The sequence below is a fragment of the Aeribacillus sp. FSL k6-2211 genome, from assembly GCF_037966125.1.
GTDB lineage: Bacteria > Bacillota > Bacilli > Bacillales > Aeribacillaceae > Aeribacillus > Aeribacillus composti.
On record NZ_CP150190.1, the window covers coordinates 1,256,026 to 1,275,321 of the forward strand.

Genomic DNA, 19,296 nt, shown 5'->3' on the forward strand with positions numbered 1-19,296 from the left:
AGCTTGCTTAGAAAGATTGTATGTCTGAATATTCAGTTACATGAAATAACTGGAATTTTTATTGAGCTTGACAAACATTAAATTTTTTTATGCAACGCTACTGTGTTATAATATATTAAAGGAATGAAAATATCGCAAGCAGGTTTCAGGAGGAATAATTAAAGTTCATTATAGGAACCTATAGATGGTATAAAAATAGAGTTTGTTACATTTAAATAAGATCAAAATATTATATTTTGCTAACCCAAGTCTTGATACAATCTATAAAATTTAAATTTGATAAAGTGAGGGAATAGCAATATCATGTGCGGTTTTATTTGTAGTATTCATGATCATCCAAGAATCATTGATGAAAAATGGAAAGAAACGTTTCAAGAAATGAATGATATCATTACTCATCGCGGTCCTGATGATGGTGGTTATTTTTTTGATGAATATGTGAATTTTGGATTTCGACGTTTGAGTATTATCGATCTTGAGACAGGGCACCAGCCATTGTCCTATGAAAATGAACGATATTGGATCATATTTAATGGGGAAATCTACAACTATGTGGAATTGCGAGAAGAATTGCTTGCAAAGGGATATAAATTTACTACTCATTCCGATACAGAAGTCATTATTGCTCTTTATAGTGCTGAAAAAGAAAAAGCTGTAGAAAAGCTTCGAGGTATGTTTGCTTTCGTCATCTGGGACAAACAAGAGAAAACGATTTTTGCGGCACGTGACCCGTTTGGCATAAAACCATTTTTCTATATGGAACAGGGCGACCGTACGTTTTTTGCTTCCGAGAAGAAAAGTATTTTGCTCGCTCTTAAAAATGATTTATTAGACTATGATTCACTGCAGCATTATTTAACATTCCAATATGTACCTGAACCAATGACGATGTCTGATGGTATTAAAAAGTTAGAACCGGGTCATTATATTAAGAAAAAAATCGGTGAAAAATTAACCATTCATCGCTATTGGAAAGCCAAATTCCAACCTATCATCAAATCAGAAGATGAACTTGTCAAAGAAATTCGCAACGCGCTGTTCGATTCCGTGCAAGTGCATATGCGCAGCGATGTGCCGGTAGGTTCTTTTTTATCAGGAGGAATTGATTCATCCTTCATTGCAGCGATTGCGAAACAATTTAACCCTCATATCAAGACATTTTCTGTCGGCTTTGATCGGGAAGGATTCAGTGAAATTGATGTGGCAAAAGAAACAGCGGACAAGTTAGGCGTTGAGAATATTAGCTATGTCATTTCACCAGAGGAATATATGGAGGAATTGCCGAAAATTATGTGGCATATGGATGATCCACTTGCCGACCCTGCTGCAGTGCCGCTTTATTTTGTCGCCCGGGAAGCAAGAAAGCATGTAACGGTCGTTCTTTCCGGTGAGGGAGCAGACGAGCTGTTTGGGGGTTATAATATTTATCGTGAGCCGCAGTCATTGGAACTCTTTGAGCGAATGCCAAATGCAGTTAAATCAGCCTTGAGAGTGATTGCAGGAATACTCCCGGAAGGAATAAAAGGAAAAAGTTTTATTGAGCGTGGTACAACACCCATGGAAGAACGATATATCGGCAATGCGAAAATGTATAGCGAGGCAGAAAAACAAAAGCTGCTAAAAGGATATAAGAGGGGATTAGAATATACAAATATTACAGCTCCTTTTTATAGAGAAACAACCCATTATCCTCCTGTAAACCGGATGCAATATATTGATATTCATACATGGCTGCGTGGCGATATTTTATTAAAAGCGGACAAAATGACAATGGCCCATTCATTAGAATTGCGGGTTCCATTTTTAGATAAAGCAGTGTTTGAAGTAGCGGCAAAAATTCCTCCAGAGATGAAGACAGCAAATAATACGACGAAATACATTTTGCGCAGAGCAGCGGAGGGTATTGTGCCAGATCATGTTTTACATCGAAAAAAATTAGGGTTTCCCGTGCCAATACGTCATTGGTTGAAAAACGAAATGTATGACTGGTCGAAAAATATTATAAAAGAAAGTGCAACAGATCATTTATTTAATAAAAATCTATTGTACCGTTTACTAGACGAGCATTGTAGCGATAAGGCAGATCACAGCCGAAAAATTTGGACCGTTCTTATCTTTATGATTTGGCACCAAGTATATGTGGAAAAGAAATACGATTTTACAAATGTATATAAAAAAGACAAGCAGCTGCTATCAATCTAATTTGATTAATTTGTGATTTCCTGTCTTCTTATTTGCACCCAAGCTTCTAAAATTCAGCTTTTGGGTGCTCTTTTATTTTTCGTACCTGTCAACGGATTATTAAAATAAATATGTTAATCATCATCCCATCAAGGAATTACAAGATCAGATTATTACATGCAATCAATGAAATAATTGTAAGCGTAAAATAGTCCACACCTACCTTTAGATGTGGACTATTGTTATGATTTATTTAGCTTTTATTAGGAACACGACATTCTTCTGGAATTGTTGTGGACCAAGGAAGGAGTTGATCTAATTTTTCTTTGTCAGTCAGATTAATATTTGGAAGCTGTTCAAATAAATATTTAAGGTAATTGAATGGGTTTAATCCGTTTTCCTTCGCAGTCTCCACAATGCTATAAATGATTGCGCTGGATTTAGCCCCCTTTATGGTATTGCTAAACAGCCAGTTTTTCCTCCCGATTACAAACGGTTTAATGGATCGTTCTGCGCGGTTGTTATCAATTTCTAAACGACCATCCTCTAAAAAAGCTACTAAACGGTCCCATTGATTACGACAATATTTAATGGCTTGCCCAAGTGCACTTTTTGGCAACACTCTTGGGGCTTGTTCATGAAGCCATGCCAAAAAAGCCTCCAATACCGGTTGGCTGCGTTCTAAACGTTTCTTATAACGTTCTTCAGGACTAACGTCCTTTAAATCCCGTTCTATCGAGAAAAGTTGATTACAGAATGCAAGACCTTCTTTGGCTTTAACGTGAGTAGTTTTAGCCGATTCAGGAAGAGCCTGCAAAGCTTCTGTGAATTTACGTCTGGCATGAGCCCAACAACCGACCAGACTGACATCAGGGATTCCGTTATAACCGGCATACCCGTCCACATGTAAATATCCACGGAAACCTTCCAAAAATCGTAAAGGATGTTTGGATGCACGGGTTCGCTGGTAGTCATACAAAACAATTGGAGGCCCCATTCGTCCTGTCCGATAAAGCCACATAAATGATTTGGAAGTCGCTCGTCGGTCAGGTTCTGAAAGAACCTGTAAGGTGGTCTCATCCGCATGGAGGATATCCTGATTCAATAGATGGTTACGCATTCGGTCGTAAACAGGACTCAACCAGGTGTCGGCTCCATACAAAATCCAATTGGATAAAGTTTGCCTGGAAATGAATATGCCAAATCGCTCCAGATGTTTTTCCTGGCGATACAAAGGCATACTTTCAACGTATTTCTGCGTCATCGTATAAGCCATTGACGATGGAGATGCCAGACTTCCCGGAAAAACAGGAGCCGGCATTTTCGCCGTGACAATAGGCGTTTCTATTTCATGGCGTTCACAATGACGGCAACTATAAACATATTGGACATGCTTTTTCACTTTTACTTGTGCTGGAATAACTTCTATTTCTCTGCGTACTTGCGTACTCATTTCGTGTAGAGGTCCAGCGCAACACGAACAAACCTGTTCCTCAGCTGGCAAACGGTATTCCACCGTTTCAGTAGGCAGGTTTTCTAGTTTTTCATCTCGACGATTTCGCTCCTTCTTGCGTGTATATGTAATGGTTTCAATCGTCGGTTCTTCATCATCAGGATTTGCGGTAGCTTCAGCTTCATTGAAAAGGGACAGTTGGTCTGAATTGGTCTTCTCACTGGAAGAACCAAAACGACGTTGTTGACTTAACCGAAATTGCTCCTCATACCATTTTAGCTTCGCTTCCAAAGCTTCCTTTTCTATTTCAAGCTTTTCGTTACGCGCTTTATAGTATTCAATTGTTTCCTGAATTTTTGTGTCCGTGTTTTTCATAGTTCCAGTATACGCAAAAGAATCCGGCTTGACCAGTCGGATTCTCAAGTTTTTTAATTTCATAGAATCGTGCGTGCTTTCACTGTGGGATGGGCTTGTTTTTGTTCGATGGATAAGCCATCTAATAACCAGCGTAGCTGACGAGGACTGATATCCATCGGCACTCCTTCTTGTTCAGATGGCCAGTTGAAAGTTCCTCTTTCTAATCTTCGATAATGGAGCCAAAACCCATTATTATCCCACTGTAGAATTTTAAGTTTATCCCTTTTCCGATTACAGAAAACAAATAAACAAGGGGAAAATGGATCCAAATCGAAGCATTCTTTGACGATGACTGCGAGACCATCAATCGATTTCCGGAGATCGGTGCTTCCACGTGCAAGGTACACTCGTTCAAAAGTAAGCGTAAAATAATCCCCACCTTTTAATGATAGGGATTAAATACTATTATTGTGATAAGTTATTAAAAACCCGACAATTCAAAGGAATTGTTTTGGACCAAGGAAGTAGTTGATCAAGCTCATCCATATTGCTTATATCCATATTGGGAAGCCTTTCAAATAAGTAGCGAAGATAATAAAATGGATTTAATTTATTCTCTTTTGCTGTCTCCACAATACTGTAAATGATTGAGCTGGCCTTAGCTCCTTTCGGAGTATTGCTAAAAATCCAGTTCTTCCTTCCGATCACAAATGGTTTAATGGATCGTTCACTTCGATTATTATCGATTTCTAATCGTCCATCCTCTAAAAATGCCACGAGTTTTTCCCATTGGTTGAGGCAGTATGTAATGGCTTGACCTAATAGACTCTTTGGTAAAACATTGCTTTTCTCTGTTTTTAGCCATGCTGAAAAAGCCTCCAACAATGGTTGGCTGTGTTTAAGTCGTTTTTTATATCGTTCTTCTGGTGTACATTCTTTCAAATCACGCTCGATGGCAAATAGCTGATTACAGAAATTGAGTCCTTCCCGAGCTGTGACTGCTGAATGACGTTTGGATTCAGGAAGTACGTTTAAAGCCTCATCGAACTTTCTGCGGGCATGAGCCCAACATCCAACTAATGTTACGCCGGATACCTTATGGTATCCTGCATATCCATCGACATGCAGGTATCCTTTAAACCCTTTTAGGAATTCTTTGGCATGTTCTCCTGCTCTAGTTTCCTGATAGTCATAAAGGACAAGTGGTGGATCCTCTCTTCCAGTCCGATAAAGCCACATGTAAGATTTCGATGTGCTTGACCTTCCAGGTTCATGTAAAACCTGAACAGTTGTTTCATCCGCATGTAGAATGTCTTTAGAGAGGAGATGCTCTTTCATTCGTTGATAAATTGGCGCAAGCCATTTTTCGGCACCATAAAGCATCCAATTGGCCATGGTTTGCCTGGATAAGATCACACCTAATCGTTTGAACTGTTGTTCTTGGCGATATAGAGGTAGCCCCTCTACATATTTTTGATTCATAATATATGCCATGCTTGACGGTGAAGCTAAACTTTTTGGATACACAGATTTTGGGGCAGGTGCTGTAACGATTGGTGTCTCTATTTCATTACGCTCACAATGACGGCATCCATAGACATATCGAACGTGTTTTAAAACTTTGACTTGAGCCGGAATAATCACTAATTCTTGTCGTACTTCTGTGCTCATTTCGTGTGTTTTTTCACCGCAACACGAACAGACCTGCTCTTCTTCGGGTAAACGATATTCAATCGTTTCCATAGGCAGGTTTTCAAACGTAGCTTGACGTTGACCACGTTTCTTTTTACGACGATATGTAATTGTTTCAACAGTTGGCTCTTCGGCTTTTACATTAGACTCTACCTCTGCTTCATTGAATAAAGGTAGTTCTAATTGATTAGGATTTGTTTTTTCGCTTGAAGAGCCAAATTTTCGTTTTTGACTAAGACGATACTGTTCTTCATACCATTGTAATTTCGCCGTCAATTCAACGATTTGCTGTTGAAGTTTTTCAATTAATTCAAATGGGTTTTGGTTAGGATTCTTTAAATTTTTCATCATGTAGTAATAATTCGACGGTTTTAGCTATTTTCCTCCAAGGTTTTTGTTAAAAGTAAAAAATTCATATAACTGTTCTAGCCTTTACTTCTGGGTGTGCTTTCTTTTGCTCCATTGCAAGACCATCCAATAACCAGCGTAATTGCCGATAACTAATTTGTATCGTTCCAGTGTCATTTTCATTTGGCCATTGAAATTTTCCTTTTTCCAATCGACGATAATAAAGCCAAAAACCATTATAGTCCCAGTGAAGAATTTTTAATTTATCTCGCTTTCGATTACAGAACACAAAATAGCTTGATGAAAAGGGATCTAAATCAAATCCCTCTTTCACCAAAGCAGCTAATCCATCAATGGATTTTCTCAAATCAGTACTTCCTTTTGCCAAGTAAACTCGTTCAGCTCTTGTACCAACTAACATGTTGATTTCAACGTCCTAACCACTTCTGAAAGAAAGGCCGGATCGAAACCAGGTTTTACTTCAATTGAAATCCCACTAATTTCAATCCGTAATGAATTTTCAACTGTTTGTGAATGATCTTCTAGGGTAACGGATGCCCATTTTGTAGACTTTCCTTGATTTTTTATTGGATTTTCAATTTTTCTTAACCAGTATTTAAACTGGTGAATACTCCATTGATTTTCCTTGCACCAGTTTACTTGAGTTTGACCGCTTTTACGATAGTCAGCGATTCGTTGTTCCCAAACCTTTCGTAATTCAGGATTCTTAGGCATAAAAAAACCTCCTTCAATTTCATCTTGAGGAGATTATCTCATGAAATTAGCACATCAAGAAGGTGTGCAAGATTTGACGCTTACGTTCAAAATTTGCGTTAGATATCATCGATTTTGAATCACACGCACTACATCGGAAAGTAGATTCAAATCGGTGCCTGGACGTACTTCGATGGACAGTGCACCGTAATGAATAAGCACAGATTCCTGACCCGTATGATGGGAGGAGATTTCTTGGACATCCACCGTCAACCATTTTGATTGATGCTCGTTCGTAGAAATTTCTTCCTCACGAAACTTTCGAATCCAGTAGTACATCTGATGTATTTTTACATCATTGATGCGAGACCACTCAGCAGCACTCAATCCACTTGTTTTCCAAGCATCATACCTGGATTTCCATTCTATTCTTTTGTCAGCATCATTCATAGCATAACCTCCAGCATTTTTTCTATGGAGATTATCTCATGTAACATTCACAACTAGAAGGTGCTGAGTATTTGACGCTTACAAATAATTAATAAATGAGTGATGAACCGTCAACTTAATAGATTGGCGGTATTTCTAAAGAAGAGGGATATTTTTTATTATTTCCTCTACATAAATTCTGCAAATTTATTTATTAAGATATATTTATCTAGTTATTAGAATCGTTATAATGCTCCCATAAGGTGAGACACATGAGCGTGATAAATAAGTTATAATGATACATGAAAAAAAGAAACCGATATACCGCAGAATTTAAAGCTAAGGTGGTTCTTGAGGTGTTGCGTGAAGAGCAAACCGTCAATGAAATAGCCGCCAAATATGAATTAAGCCCAGTCATGGTCAGTCGTTGGAAAGCAGAATTTCTAGAACGATCCTCGATGGTCTTTGAAAAAGGCTCAAGCGAAGTGGATAAAATCCGTAAAGAATATGACGCGGTTCTTGTGAAATACAAAAATCGCATTTTTCTTGTGCGTCCGGCATGGATCCATTCTATAGGGTGAGAGGCACGAACCATGAAGGCAGTTGTAGAGTTAGCTTTAAAATAGAAAAACCTTGAAAGGCTTGTAACCAATCAAGGTTATTTAACGCTTTTTAATTGCTATACTTGTTTATCCAATCTATAATGTCTTGTTCTACATGTAGATATTCATTTGGACTATCTTTTAAATCAATTCCGGAAACAATTTGTAAAAGTTCCCAAACAGTTTCTTCTGATATATTTGGCTCATCCTGCATGACATATTTTGAAGCCCAATCTGCTACTTCTTCTCGTGTTAGCTTTCCTTGTAAAATCATTTTTAATTTATTAATTATTTCTTCTTTTGTTGGTTGTTTCATTTTTTCACCACTTTCCAATATAATTCCCATTGCTAGAAAAAAACCTTGAAAGAGTTTTTACTCAATCAAGGTACTCAAGAATTTGTAGTTCTATTCTGCTTTTACAGCTTCTTTTAATTGTTCTACTACACTTTTTAGCCATTGAATTGGAGTTAGCTCAAGATCAGGAAAATATACTCCGTCTGCACAGTGTTGAATGTATTCATTCTTTTCATCATCCGAATACTCACTATTGATGAATTCTGTTAAAAATACAATAGCAGATTTAAGATATTCTTTACTTTCCTCTGTTAACAATTCTTGTAATGCCTCTTCAGGTGAATCTGCATCTTGATGAAAAGTCCCAGCCAAGAACTGAAAAACTGGATCTTCTGGATTATTTTTGACTAACAAGCATTTTTCCCTCCATTCCATTATTTGGTTGGATAACCAGTTAAAATAAAATTCCCTGCTTCATCCTTCTTTAATACTATGTTAGCATTCCCTCATCCTTAAACACACGTAAGAGAGTGTATCCTTGTGCCTTTAATTTCATCTTCTTGGTAGGCAAGGCTGATCCATCTTTGGCTTACCCTTGTGTGGAAACTCGGATATATCCAATCACATTCATGATACCTTCCCCCCTCCGTTACGCAAATTCAGATTAACGTAACGCTTGTTAACAATGACGAGTATTATACGACCGTCTTTAGTGAAAATACAATACAAAAATAATTTGCCAGCTCTTATTGTCACAGTCAGTTAAAAGTTTATACCCTCTTTCTCGCCACGAGAAAGCTTTCTCTCGTGTTTTAAAGCGTACTCGAAGGGTATTAGTGGCGTTATCACTTTACCATGCATTGCAGCCAAACTCATAGTAGGCGGAACCATTATGAAGTCTGAATTAAAATGTTGGTAAAAACGATATATAAATTTTCTCGTAATTGCACTTTATTATTTGATACATCTGTTAGTTTTAAAATAAAAAAACTTGAAAGGCATAAAGCCAATCAAGGTTTTCATAATTAGTTCTTAAATATTATCTAATACCTCATCTACTGACTCACCAAACAATTCTGGATCTTCTTTCTTTATATCTCCTAACAAATCTTTAATAATATTTCTTGTTTTGATGTCGATATTCTCCAAAACTTTTACATAAATTGTACGTACATGGGGGTGATTTAATATTCTGTAATGTAAAATTTCTATCCATTCCCTCCCATAACTTATAACCGTTGGCACAGAAGTAGCAATTAGTTTTAACCCTTCCTCTATTTTATTCTTATATAAATGCTCAATAGTATGCACCAAGTTAAACATTACCTCATGGTGTTCAGTATTATCATCAAAAGCTAAAATTAAATCTTTAATAATTGATACCTCACCATATTCATATATATTTTTTAAAGCTTGCTCAAATTCTTCCACTTGTTTTTCTGTCTTAAGCAGACGGTTATCGTATACCTTTTTTATTTCCGACTTAATATCCAAAAATATTCCCTCCTTAGCTGTTAGATTTAAATTAGAAAAAACTTGAAAGGCTTGTAGCCAATCAAGGTTTTTGTTCTAAATCAGTTACCTCCATCTCCAATTTATTTCCCAGTCTTCATACACAGCCGGCAAATAAATTCCTCTTTTATATTGATGATCATTCACAATAAACCAATTTTCATCCTTCAGCCATTCTTCATTATATTCACTCTCTTTAAAATCGTTTTCTTCATCCATCAGAGCCTTAAAAAACTCTTTAAACTTTACTATATTTTGATTAGGTATAAGTTTACCATACATCCACATGCCTTCAGTGTTGATATCTTGTATTTCGCCTAGACATTCATCTTGGAAATATAAAAACATAATATACTCACTCCTTAGGAGAAATTTTTATGAATTTGCTAGGTATCTCTCCTCTGATCAAATATTCATTGTCTCTTGTAGTCCAAGTTAACGCTCTATTTTTCCAAAAATCAGAAGAAGAGCTATCTCTCTCAATTAATTTTCGAATCTGTTTTGGGGATAAAATGGCTACATTTTTAACTTCTCCTGATCTAATCGCTTTTCTCAAAGAAGAAATATCTAATTCTATTAAGTAATCCCCATAATTTCCAATAATACCTTTATTACCAGTGAAACTAATATAAGGGCTATTTGATTTTGCTCCCCTTCTGTAACCTCCTAAAATATGCTCTATAACAGTAACTTGTCGATTTTTGTATATACCTTTACTATTTGCAGGAACTAAATTACCTGAATCTGATATAAATGGCTTACCAATTCCATTAGATCTTTTAGGTGAATGCAATAAACTATCTCCTCTATAAAGTTTACCAGTACCCTTATTATTGTTTTTAATTTGGCTTCTCTATTTCTCCTTCAACGGTTCATTATGTAAAAAATGACCCCAACTGTACTGGAGTCATCTTTAGCTGTATATGCATTTTGAACTGTCTATTTTTTGATGTCATAACTATACGAAGATAATAATTTTTAAATACTTAGTAAATTTTTTGTTTATACTACCCAATATTAAATTTAGAGGAAACATATTTTTAAAATTCCTGGTCCTTCCCCCCATTAAATTCTTTGGAATAAATATGTTCCGTGTAGATATTAAATAAAAAAACACTTTAATTCGTCTTCTGTTGCAACATTACTTCTAATTTATCTAACTCAATTACTAGTGGTTCATCGTAACTCTCAACTAAGTTGGTATCAAAATACGCTCTCAAGGCTCCTTTTAGCTTAGAATCTTTCCTTAATTCATCAATATTGCTATTGGTATTTACAGTTTCTGATAATTCTTTCAACTTATCTATTAATGTATCTAAAAATTTATGTTCCCTCTGACTTTTTTTTTCATAAACTAAATCCATAACCTTTTGTATTTGAATTTTAATATTATCCATTTCTTCGTTTTGCATAACAAAACCTCCTATTTTGAAGGTATTGGCCTAATTTCCTTTATCCATTCTCAAGAATAATTTAAAGGTAATAAAATTTGGTCAGCATCCCCTTTTAGAATACTACCGGTTTTAGTAATTTGTTTTTCAGCTCTGCCAATATTCAATATAGTTCCTTTTGGAATTTCAATTACGGCTTCATAGTTCCTCGTATTTTTCCATTCTGGGAGTAAAGCTAAGTCAATTTTAGTTTGTATCCTATTTACAGCCGGAGAAGTTGTAGCAAATGTTCCGCCTGCATCTGCATGCCCGCCAAATACTCTATAGACTGTAACATTCTCTTTTGTAATCACTGTTCTATAATTTGAATCTTTAAATGTAGTAGCAATACTCGAAGGTAAAGGCATTTTTTCAATTTCCTCTACCTGATTGTCAATACGAGTTGAGTAATCTTTTCCTTTTTCAACTGTTTTTTTACCAGTACCCTTAGGAAATTATAAAAATGTACTTTATAAATGGGCGGCAGTTTCACTAACCATCACCCATTATATCAACTGACTTTCCGTTCAGGCATGATATAAGCGTGATGTTAGTCTAAAAATTGGACACGGAGAACAGGGAGATTATAATAAACTTAATTACAATAGGTTCGAGGTGTTCAATCATGAAAAAGAGAACATTTGATCAAGAATACAAGATTCAAGCTGTTGAGTTATGCTTGGAGGGGGACAAGTCCATCGCCCAAGTGGCAAAAGAACTAGGTTTGGCTTACAACACTCTTCATCGTTGGGTCAAAGAATACAAAGAAAGCAATGGAACAAGCTTTGTAGGTTCAGGCAACATCAAGCCACAAAATCAAGAAATCATCGAGTTACGCCGTCGCAATCAAGAGTTGGAGGAGGAATTAGCGATCCTAAAAAAGGCGTTAGGCATCTTCACCAGAAGTAATTTACGCCTTCATTTTTCAACACCATAATGAATTTCTTGTTGTGAAGATGTGCCAAGTTTTCGGTGTTTCAAGAAGTGGGTATTACGACTGGCTCAAGCGTGTGAAAAGTAAACAGAAAGAACGAAAAGAACAACTCACTCAACAAATTCGAAATGAGTATCTAAAGTCCCGTAAGATTTACGGAAGCCCAAAAATTACGCAAGAACTACGCAAACAAGGGATTCGTGTTTCTCAAAAGAATGTCGCTCGCATCATGAGCGAAGAAGGCTTGAGATCCATTACCGTCCGTAAATTCAAAGCCACTACGAACAGTAACCATCCTTACAACGTATATGCCAATCTATTGAAACAGAACTTCCAAGCAACGGCTCCTAATGAAATATGGATGGCAGATATTACGTACATTCCTACCGACGAAGGCTGGTTGTATTTAGCGAGTATCATGGATTTATATACTCGTAAGATTGTAGGATGGTATATCGATACACGAATGACGAAAGAGTTAGTCATCAAAGCGTTACAACGGGCTCTAAACAGCGAAAAACCAACGGGACGAGTGATTCATCATTCGGATCGTGGAAGCCAGTATGCTTCGAATGACTATCAGCGACTTTTACAGGAACATCATTTTCAAGTGAGCATGTCGAGACGTGGGAACTGTTACGATAACGCTTGTATAGAGTCATTTCATAGCCTCATCAAGAAAGAGTGCATTTATCTGAATCGATTCCGTACGCGAAAAGAAGCGAAACAAGCCATTTTTGAGTACATCGAATGCTTCTACAACCGCAAAAGAAGTCATTCAGCCCTTGGCTATGTATCGCCATGTGAATTTGAAGCTGCATATTACGCTAACCAGAGAAAAGTAGCTGCCTAAATTCAGCTATTTCTCTCTGTTTAACGTGTCCGTTTTCTTGACATAACACCACATAGAGTTTAAAATTTACTTTATCTTTTAAAAACTCCAAAACTAATGCTCTCATTGTCTTCGTTGTTCAAATAATCTACAACCATTAAAGTCTCTTGCTTAATGCCAATCCAAGTATAATTTCTTTTTAATAACTATCTTCAAATAGGCAATGAAATACTGTTACCTTTTCCTCTCTAAGTTCTAACGAAATATTAGGTACTTCTATTTCTAATAAGCTTTTTTCAAGAACTTCTATCCCCTCATTCTCTAATAATTTCAAAATATCTTTGCCGATTCGTTCTGTTTCTTCATCGAATGGCTGGTATTGTTCTTGCATTTCAATCTCTCCATCAACATATTCATACCTAACATATTTTATTGCTGCGAATGGAGCAATTGCCGAAATATAAACCAATAATCCGTTTAAATAAGTGTGTTCTCTGATATATGCTCTAAATTCATCCGTACCAATTTTTATCTTAGGATGGATCGAAGGCATAATATATAATGTGAAACATTTTGAATAATTAAAATCTGTTAAATTCTCAACGTTTATTCCTTTTATTTCATGAGTGATTTTATTAGCCCAAACATTAGTATCGACATAATTCAATAAAACATATCCAAAATCACCATGGTGATATAATTGTTCAATTGTATTTAATACATTTTGTTTCATGATATACCTCCGTTATTTTACTGGGTAACCATGGATGTTTCCTTTTTTATCCATATGAACTTTTACTCTAGTTTCTCCATTCACCCCAATTGGTTTGTGAAAGTCATAAATTTTAACACTACCATCTGGCTTAACTACAGTTCCCTTTACCCATGCTTCTTGAGTCAATTTAACTCCATCTTCTCCTTCTGGCCATTGAGTTTTCTTACCAGGCATACTATTAGGATGACCTAAAACATGCTTTCCTTGCTTACCAGCATCTACTTTTGGTGCTCCCGGAACGCCTGCATCCACCGTCCCTTGGCTTGGTAGCTTAACAGTTTTACCCGTACCCTTAGTGCCAAGTTCAACGCCATCGTTGCCTGCTTTACTTCCGCCTAAATTTACCCCCGTCTTCTCACTTAGATAAGCTCGAACTTTATTCTCCAATCCTTTGGTGTTTTCGGGCGGAACCTTAACATTCCCAACCCCTTCTATGGCCAATCCCATTTGCCGGCTTGGCAGGAGGTGTCTTAAGTTTGTTGCGGCGTTGTCTACGAACCGACCGACTTGCAACGAACCTTTTTTTGCACCGGTTTTTAAATGCTGCGTCATTTCTTTCGTCCATGCCTTGGCACTCCTGATGCGGGCCAATATGCTGTTTTCCGCATGGACAACCAGGTCGCAGGCACGTTGTGATTTCTGGTGCAATCCAGCTTTCAAGCTTGTAAATAGCTTGGGATCCATTGCTTCTAGAAGAGGTGCGAACCGGGCGGCACTGCTGAATTTCGAAAGCGCGCTGATGCCAGGGACGATATCCAATGGGGCGAGGGCACCGCGGAATACTCTTTCGCCTGTTCCCAGTTCCCTCCCTGAAATCCAGTCTTTTCCGGAAACGGCCGAGCTTAATTCCAGTGTACCATAGGCCATGCCCAATGCCATCCCTGCCGGCGGACAAATAAATGAGACGCCGACAATCACGACGAGCGCCGCTATTTGCCCCCAGAATTCTTTATTCAACTGTCCTTCTTTGATCGATTCATACTGAAAAGCATGGGAATTCAATGTCGTCTGTATATATTCTTTTTTCGAAAAGTCATGGCGGGTGTTCAGTTCTTTCCATGAGGCGTATTCCCGTTCCATTAGCCTGGCATAGTAGTTGCTGCCGCTGAACAGATCTTCCAGTCCAACTTCCGCTTTCGGCACTTCGATCGTCTCCTGTGAGCCATAAGTTCCTGGAACGACGATTATTTCTTTAACACCGATGTGGTTTTTCGTCTTGATCTTTGATATCGATAAGTCGCGCATCGCTTCGACAAAAGCATCGATATCTTGATAAAACGGCTCATCGATGGTGCGGTCGACAATATCTCCGATGCGGCCGCTAAAGCGGTGCATGACAAGAAAATCCTCATATAAGCTTTGATATTGGCTTTTGCGATCGGTATGGGTGAAAGAGATGACACCATCGCTGTCATATTTGGCTATGTCTGACTGGGCGTCTTCCAAAAGATCGCTGATATCTTTTAAGTTGTCGATCATGCCTTTTCCCCATGCGCCAAGGCCGATCAGATCGCCAATGCCTTTCTTGGTCCTTTCCCATTCTAAGGTATATAGTTGACATTCACTGTATCCATGCCTCCGATTGAAACGAAATGGATTCCATCAAGTGGAAAAGCTTTTTGTTTCATTATAAGACAGATAAAGGAATTTTTAGTAAATAGAAATGAAAAAAGGGAATTTTAAGAAAAAACTACCAAGAGGTTTCTAGATTATTTTCTTATTTAGGTAATAGAGACTGATTATATTGTCTCGAATAAAAATGCCCTTTATGGAATATAGGACCAAAGCCGTATAAAGCAACTTTTATTATTTCCACTGTAAACTTGACAGGGGGAAGTTCAAAATTAGGAACTCTTTTATTAAATAAAGTACTTTTTCAGTGGTGACGATGTATACGGGCAACTTTTTTATTGACGAACTTGTATATACAGGTTAAAATAAAAGCATCTTGTATATACAAGTTTTGAAAGCGGTTAAAAGGAGAGTTCACAATGTTAAAAAAATGGTTTCGAAAAAAAGAGGAAACGCTCTTAGCACCTTTAACCGGAAAAATAGTCGAGATCGAACAAGTTCCTGATCCAGCATTTTCCCAAAAGCTCATGGGGGATGGAGTGGCTATTGATCCTGCAGACGGAATTGTCGTTTCGCCGGTCAATGGGGAAGTTATTCAATTTTTCCATACGAAGCATGCGATTGGTATTCGTTCTGAGACGGGACTGGAGCTATTGATCCACATCGGTTTAGACACCGTTATGATGAACGGTGAAGGATTTGTTGGACATGTGAAGGTCGGTGACAAAGTCAAGGCGGGCGACAGTTTACTGACATTCGATCTTGCATTGATCAAAGAAAAAGCAGCAAGCACGATCACACCGATTGTCATCACCAATATGGATGCCGTTCAATCACTCGAAAAGAAGTCGCTCGAAAGCGTGCAGGCAGGAACGGATTCATTTATGGTTGTCGTAGCAAAATAACACTTGTTTTGTAAACGATTACGGGGGGGATCATCATGAATATCAGCAAACAATCAGTTGAAAAGATTGTTGAGTCTGTTGGAGGAAAAGAGAATATTGTAGCGGCAACACATTGTGTTACCCGGTTAAGATTTGCATTAAAGGATGAGGGAAAAGTAGATAAAGAGGCTTTGGAAAGCATTGATCTCGTCAAAGGCTCCTTTTCGGCAAACGGTCAATTTCAAGTCGTGATTGGACAAGGGCTTGTCGATAAAGTGTACAACGAAATGGTGGAGTTGACGGGGATTGACCGCGCGACAAAGCAAGAGATTAAAGATGCAGCGGAAGCGAAGCTAAACCCGCTTCAGCGTGCGATTAAAACATTAGCTGATATTTTTATTCCGATTTTGCCGGCGATTGTGACAGCAGGTTTGTTGATGGGAATTAATAATATCCTGACAGGCCAAGATATTTTTTATGAAGGCAAATCATTTGTGGAAGTGCATAGAGAGTGGGCCGATCTTGCCAGCATTATTAACTTAATTGCCAATACGGCGTTCGTCTTTCTGCCAGGTTTAATCGGTTGGTCAGCGGTAACGAAATTCGGCGGCAGTCCATTGCTTGGTATTGTGCTAGGCTTAATGCTTGTTCACCCAGATTTGTTAAACGCATGGGGCTGGGGAGCAGCGAAAGAAGAAGGAAACATTCCTGTATGGAATTTGTTCGGATTGGATGTTCAAAAGGTAGGATATCAGGGTCAAGTATTGCCTGTGTTAGTGGCATCGTACGTGCTGGCGAAAACAGAGCTGTTTTGGCGCAAACGAATTCCCGATGCGTTTCAGTTGCTGTTAGTCGCTCCGCTTTCACTGCTATTTACCGGTTTTTTAGCGTTTATTGCAATCGGACCGATTACATTTGCAATCGGCAACGGGATTACAAGTGTATTTGTTTCAGTGTTTCATAATGTTCCAGCAATTGGCGGGCTTCTATATGGAGCGATATATGCCCCTCTTGTTGTCACGGGGATGCATCATACGTTCTTGCCGGTTGATTTGCAGCTGATCACCAACACTGGCGGAACATTTTTATGGCCGATTCTCGTTCTTTCTAATATCGCTCAAGGTTCGGCGGCGTTAGCGATGATGTTTTTAGCAAAAGATGAAAAACTGAAAGGGCTGTCATTCACATCTGCCGTTTCAGCTTATTTGGGTATCACGGAACCGGCCATGTTTGGAGTGAATTTACGCTACCGTTATCCATTTATTTCTGCGATGATAGGAGCAGCAATTGGCGGAATGTTCATTACGCTTAATAAAGTGATCGCATTTTCTATTGGTGTTGGCGGTCTTCCTGGGTTTTTATCAATCGTTCAGCAAAAATGGGCGCCGTTTTTCATTGGAATGGCGATCGCGATTGTGCTGCCATTTGCCCTTACATTTGTGTTAGGAAAAATTCGCAAAGATTATAATTAATAGAACTGTGTTCTAAATAATAAATATGAATAATCAAAGATTCATACCATTGGTGAATAACCGCCAATGGTATCGTTTTTCCCGATAGTCTCAAAATTATAAACGAGGTGATATTCATTGAAGCAGCCATGGTGGAAAAAAGCCGTTGTTTATCAAATTTATCCGAAAAGCTTTAAAGACACGACGGGAAATGGAATAGGAGATTTGCAAGGGATTATCGAGAAATTAGACTATTTAAAGACATTAGGGATTGACGTCATTTGGCTGACGCCTATTTATGCTTCGCCGCAGCGAGATAACGGCTATGATATTAGTGATTATTTTAGCATTCATCAAGATTATGGAACAATGGAGGATTTCGAGCGTTTGCTTGCTGAAGCCCATCGGCGCGGTATCAAAGTGATAATGGACATGGTCGTAAACCATACCTCGACCGATCATGAGTGGTTTCAGCAGGCGCGTTCGTCAAAAGAAAACCGCTACCGCCATTTTTATATTTGGAAGGATCCTAAACCAGACGGCAGCCCTCCAACAAACTGGACGTCCAAATTTGGCGGATCGGCTTGGGAGTATGATGAGCAAACGGGACAATATTATCTGCACTTGTTTGATGTAACTCAGGCGGACTTAAATTGGGAAAATGAAGAGCTGCGCAAAACGATTTATGAAATGATGCATTTTTGGTTTCAAAAGGGAATTGATGGCTTTCGCTTAGATGTCATTAATTTGATTTCGAAAGATCAACGTTTTCTCGATGATGACGAATCCCTGCCATTGGGTGACGGCCGCCGATTTTATACAGACGGTCCGCGCATCCATGAGTTTTTGCAGGAAATGAATAGGGAAGTATTTTCTAAATATGATATTATGACAGTCGGTGAGATGTCATCGACCACCATTGACCATTGCATTCAATATACTAATCCAGCACGAAACGAATTGAATATGACGTTTAACTTCCACCATTTAAAGGTAGACTACCCAAATGGTGAAAAATGGGTGGCAGCTCCATTCGATTTTCTGGCTCTAAAACGAATTTTATCTACTTGGCAAGTGGAGATGAATAAAGGCGGAGGCTGGAATGCGCTCTTCTGGTGCAACCATGACCAGCCGAGAATTGTGTCGCGCTATGGCAATGATGGAGCATATCATAAAGAATCGGCGAAGATGCTGGCAACAGTTATTCATATGATGCAAGGAACACCATATATTTACCAAGGTGAAGAAATTGGCATGACCAACCCGAAGTTTGAGCGAATTGAAGAATACCGAGATGTGGAAACATTAAATATGTATAAAATTTTGCTTGAGCAAGGAAAAACAGAAGCAGAGGTGCTTGAAATTTTAAAATGTAAATCGCGCGATAATTCACGGACACCTATGCAATGGGACGACAGTCCGCATGCCGGATTCACAACTGGGACTCCTTGGATTCATGTCGCGCCGAATTTTAAAGAGATTAATGTGAAAAAAGCATTAGAGGATCCAACATCGATTTTTTACCATTACAAACGTTTGATTGAATTGCGAAAGAACTATGACATTATTACAACAGGAAACTATCAGCTATTGTTAGAGGATCATCCGCAAATTTTTGCTTATGTGCGCAATGGAGATGGTGAAAAGCTTCTAGTAGTGGCCAACTTTTTTGGCGGCCAAACAGAATTTGTTTTGCCGAATGAGCTTGATATAAACGGATATACAAGCCGTATCCTGCTTTCCAACTATAATGACTCTTCTGAACATGTACAAGAAATCATGTTGCGTCCATATGAAGCGATTGTGTATCATTTAACAAAATGATACTATACAAT

At 38.2% G+C, this 19,296-nt stretch carries 19 protein-coding genes and 1 pseudogene; 6 read left to right on the forward strand and 14 right to left on the reverse strand.

Going from position 1 to position 19,296, the window contains the following annotated elements:
* The first annotated feature begins 303 nt into the window (after positions 1-303).
* Entirely contained in the window at positions 304-2,202 is a 1,899-nt protein-coding gene (asnB, locus tag NSU19_RS06200; protein WP_339199281.1) for an asparagine synthase (glutamine-hydrolyzing), read from the forward strand.
* A gap of 232 nt (positions 2,203-2,434) precedes the next feature.
* On the opposite strand, the gene NSU19_RS06205 is transcribed toward asnB, so the two are convergent.
* The 5 genes from NSU19_RS06205 to NSU19_RS06225 all read right to left on the reverse strand — a co-directional run bounded on the left by NSU19_RS06205 (position 2,435) and on the right by NSU19_RS06225 (position 7,195).
* Positions 2,435-4,009, reverse strand: coding sequence for an IS66 family transposase (locus tag NSU19_RS06205; protein WP_339199974.1), 1,575 nt, complete (start codon positions 4,007-4,009; stop codon positions 2,435-2,437).
* 447 nt (positions 4,010-4,456) lie between these two features.
* A complete protein-coding gene (locus tag NSU19_RS06210; protein WP_094245431.1) occupies positions 4,457-6,034 on the reverse strand; it encodes an IS66 family transposase in 1,578 nt (525 codons plus the stop codon).
* Between the two features lie 61 nt (positions 6,035-6,095).
* Positions 6,096-6,452 (reverse strand): IS66 family insertion sequence element accessory protein TnpB, encoded by a 357-nt coding sequence (gene tnpB, locus NSU19_RS06215; protein ID WP_003352857.1) that lies wholly within the window; start codon positions 6,450-6,452, stop codon positions 6,096-6,098.
* Positions 6,446-6,766, reverse strand: coding sequence for a hypothetical protein (locus tag NSU19_RS06220; protein ID WP_003352856.1), 321 nt, complete (start codon positions 6,764-6,766; stop codon positions 6,446-6,448). Before NSU19_RS06220 ends, tnpB begins: the two co-directional genes overlap by 7 nt.
* 105 nt (positions 6,767-6,871) lie before the next feature.
* A complete protein-coding gene (locus NSU19_RS06225; protein WP_066247376.1) occupies positions 6,872-7,195 on the reverse strand; it encodes a hypothetical protein in 324 nt (107 codons plus the stop codon).
* A gap of 335 nt (positions 7,196-7,530) precedes the next feature.
* On the opposite strand from NSU19_RS06225, the gene NSU19_RS06230 reads away from it, so the two are divergent.
* Positions 7,531-7,755: a hypothetical protein gene (locus tag NSU19_RS06230; protein WP_339199283.1), complete on the forward strand. Its 225-nt coding sequence runs from the start codon at positions 7,531-7,533 to the stop codon at positions 7,753-7,755.
* Positions 7,756-7,846: 91 nt separating this feature from the next.
* Here NSU19_RS06230 and NSU19_RS06235 read toward each other — a convergent pair whose 3' ends face one another.
* From NSU19_RS06235 to NSU19_RS06265, 7 genes are all read right to left on the reverse strand, one after another.
* The gene (locus NSU19_RS06235; protein ID WP_117017593.1) at positions 7,847-8,092 is read right to left on the reverse strand and encodes a DNA-binding protein; all 246 of its coding nucleotides are present in this window, start codon (positions 8,090-8,092) and stop codon (positions 7,847-7,849) included.
* Positions 8,093-8,182: 90 nt separating this feature from the next.
* Complete coding sequence (locus tag NSU19_RS06240) at positions 8,183-8,485, reverse strand: contact-dependent growth inhibition system immunity protein (protein WP_063389303.1); 303 nt, start codon at positions 8,483-8,485, stop codon at positions 8,183-8,185.
* 618 nt (positions 8,486-9,103) lie between these two features.
* Entirely contained in the window at positions 9,104-9,565 is a 462-nt protein-coding gene (locus NSU19_RS06245) for an Imm30 family immunity protein (protein ID WP_339199286.1), read from the reverse strand.
* An 84-nt stretch (positions 9,566-9,649) separates the two neighbouring features.
* Complete coding sequence (locus NSU19_RS06250) at positions 9,650-9,931, reverse strand: hypothetical protein (protein ID WP_094245393.1); 282 nt, start codon at positions 9,929-9,931, stop codon at positions 9,650-9,652.
* Between the two features lie 7 nt (positions 9,932-9,938).
* The gene (locus NSU19_RS06255) at positions 9,939-10,376 is read right to left on the reverse strand and encodes a hypothetical protein (protein ID WP_232515500.1); all 438 of its coding nucleotides are present in this window, start codon (positions 10,374-10,376) and stop codon (positions 9,939-9,941) included.
* 325 nt (positions 10,377-10,701) lie between these two features.
* The gene (locus NSU19_RS06260; RefSeq protein ID WP_066249852.1) at positions 10,702-10,995 is read right to left on the reverse strand and encodes a hypothetical protein; all 294 of its coding nucleotides are present in this window, start codon (positions 10,993-10,995) and stop codon (positions 10,702-10,704) included.
* Positions 10,996-11,045: 50 nt separating this feature from the next.
* Positions 11,046-11,381, reverse strand: coding sequence for a hypothetical protein (locus NSU19_RS06265; protein ID WP_339199289.1), 336 nt, complete (start codon positions 11,379-11,381; stop codon positions 11,046-11,048).
* 257 nt (positions 11,382-11,638) lie between these two features.
* On the opposite strand from NSU19_RS06265, the pseudogene NSU19_RS06270 reads away from it, so the two are divergent.
* Positions 11,639-12,800, forward strand: a pseudogene (locus tag NSU19_RS06270) (IS3 family transposase).
* 178 nt (positions 12,801-12,978) lie between these two features.
* Here the strand turns inward: NSU19_RS06270 and NSU19_RS06275 are convergent.
* Positions 12,979-13,512 (reverse strand): hypothetical protein, encoded by a 534-nt coding sequence (locus NSU19_RS06275; protein WP_066249858.1) that lies wholly within the window; start codon positions 13,510-13,512, stop codon positions 12,979-12,981.
* Positions 13,513-13,524: 12 nt separating this feature from the next.
* Positions 13,525-15,033 carry a hypothetical protein gene (locus tag NSU19_RS06280; protein WP_339199291.1) on the reverse strand — a complete coding sequence of 503 codons (1,509 nt, stop codon included), beginning with the start codon at positions 15,031-15,033 and terminating at the stop codon, positions 13,525-13,527.
* A 512-nt stretch (positions 15,034-15,545) separates the two neighbouring features.
* On the opposite strand from NSU19_RS06280, the gene NSU19_RS06285 reads away from it, so the two are divergent.
* From NSU19_RS06285 to treC, 3 genes are all read left to right on the forward strand, one after another.
* On the forward strand, positions 15,546-16,031 hold the full coding sequence (locus NSU19_RS06285) for a PTS glucose transporter subunit IIA (protein ID WP_063386461.1): 486 nt from the start codon (positions 15,546-15,548) through the stop codon (positions 16,029-16,031).
* Between the two features lie 35 nt (positions 16,032-16,066).
* Positions 16,067-17,482, forward strand: coding sequence for a PTS system trehalose-specific EIIBC component (gene treP / locus NSU19_RS06290; protein WP_339199294.1), 1,416 nt, complete (start codon positions 16,067-16,069; stop codon positions 17,480-17,482).
* 117 nt (positions 17,483-17,599) lie between these two features.
* Entirely contained in the window at positions 17,600-19,285 is a 1,686-nt protein-coding gene (gene treC / locus NSU19_RS06295) for an alpha,alpha-phosphotrehalase (RefSeq protein ID WP_339199297.1), read from the forward strand.
* Positions 19,286-19,296: the final 11 nt, after the last annotated feature.

Excerpts from the sequence above, each read along its gene's own strand:
- asnB (WP_339199281.1), top strand. The coding sequence starts at position 304 with ATGTGCGGTTTTATTTGTAGTATTCATGATCATCCAAGAATCATTGAT.
- NSU19_RS06205 (WP_339199974.1), bottom strand. The coding sequence starts at position 4,009 with ATGAAAAACACGGACACAAAAATTCAGGAAACAATTGAATACTATAAA.
- NSU19_RS06210 (WP_094245431.1), bottom strand. The coding sequence starts at position 6,034 with ATGATGAAAAATTTAAAGAATCCTAACCAAAACCCATTTGAATTAATT.
- tnpB (WP_003352857.1), bottom strand. The coding sequence starts at position 6,452 with ATGTTAGTTGGTACAAGAGCTGAACGAGTTTACTTGGCAAAAGGAAGT.
- NSU19_RS06220 (WP_003352856.1), bottom strand. The coding sequence starts at position 6,766 with ATGCCTAAGAATCCTGAATTACGAAAGGTTTGGGAACAACGAATCGCT.
- NSU19_RS06225 (WP_066247376.1), bottom strand. The coding sequence starts at position 7,195 with ATGAATGATGCTGACAAAAGAATAGAATGGAAATCCAGGTATGATGCT.
- NSU19_RS06235 (WP_117017593.1), bottom strand. The coding sequence starts at position 8,092 with ATGAAACAACCAACAAAAGAAGAAATAATTAATAAATTAAAAATGATT.
- NSU19_RS06250 (WP_094245393.1), bottom strand. The coding sequence starts at position 9,931 with ATGTTTTTATATTTCCAAGATGAATGTCTAGGCGAAATACAAGATATC.
- NSU19_RS06260 (WP_066249852.1), bottom strand. The coding sequence starts at position 10,995 with ATGCAAAACGAAGAAATGGATAATATTAAAATTCAAATACAAAAGGTT.
- NSU19_RS06265 (WP_339199289.1), bottom strand. The coding sequence starts at position 11,381 with ATGCCTTTACCTTCGAGTATTGCTACTACATTTAAAGATTCAAATTAT.
- NSU19_RS06275 (WP_066249858.1), bottom strand. The coding sequence starts at position 13,512 with ATGAAACAAAATGTATTAAATACAATTGAACAATTATATCACCATGGT.
- NSU19_RS06280 (WP_339199291.1), bottom strand. The coding sequence starts at position 15,033 with ATGATCGACAACTTAAAAGATATCAGCGATCTTTTGGAAGACGCCCAG.
- NSU19_RS06285 (WP_063386461.1), top strand. The coding sequence starts at position 15,546 with ATGTTAAAAAAATGGTTTCGAAAAAAAGAGGAAACGCTCTTAGCACCT.
- treP (WP_339199294.1), top strand. The coding sequence starts at position 16,067 with ATGAATATCAGCAAACAATCAGTTGAAAAGATTGTTGAGTCTGTTGGA.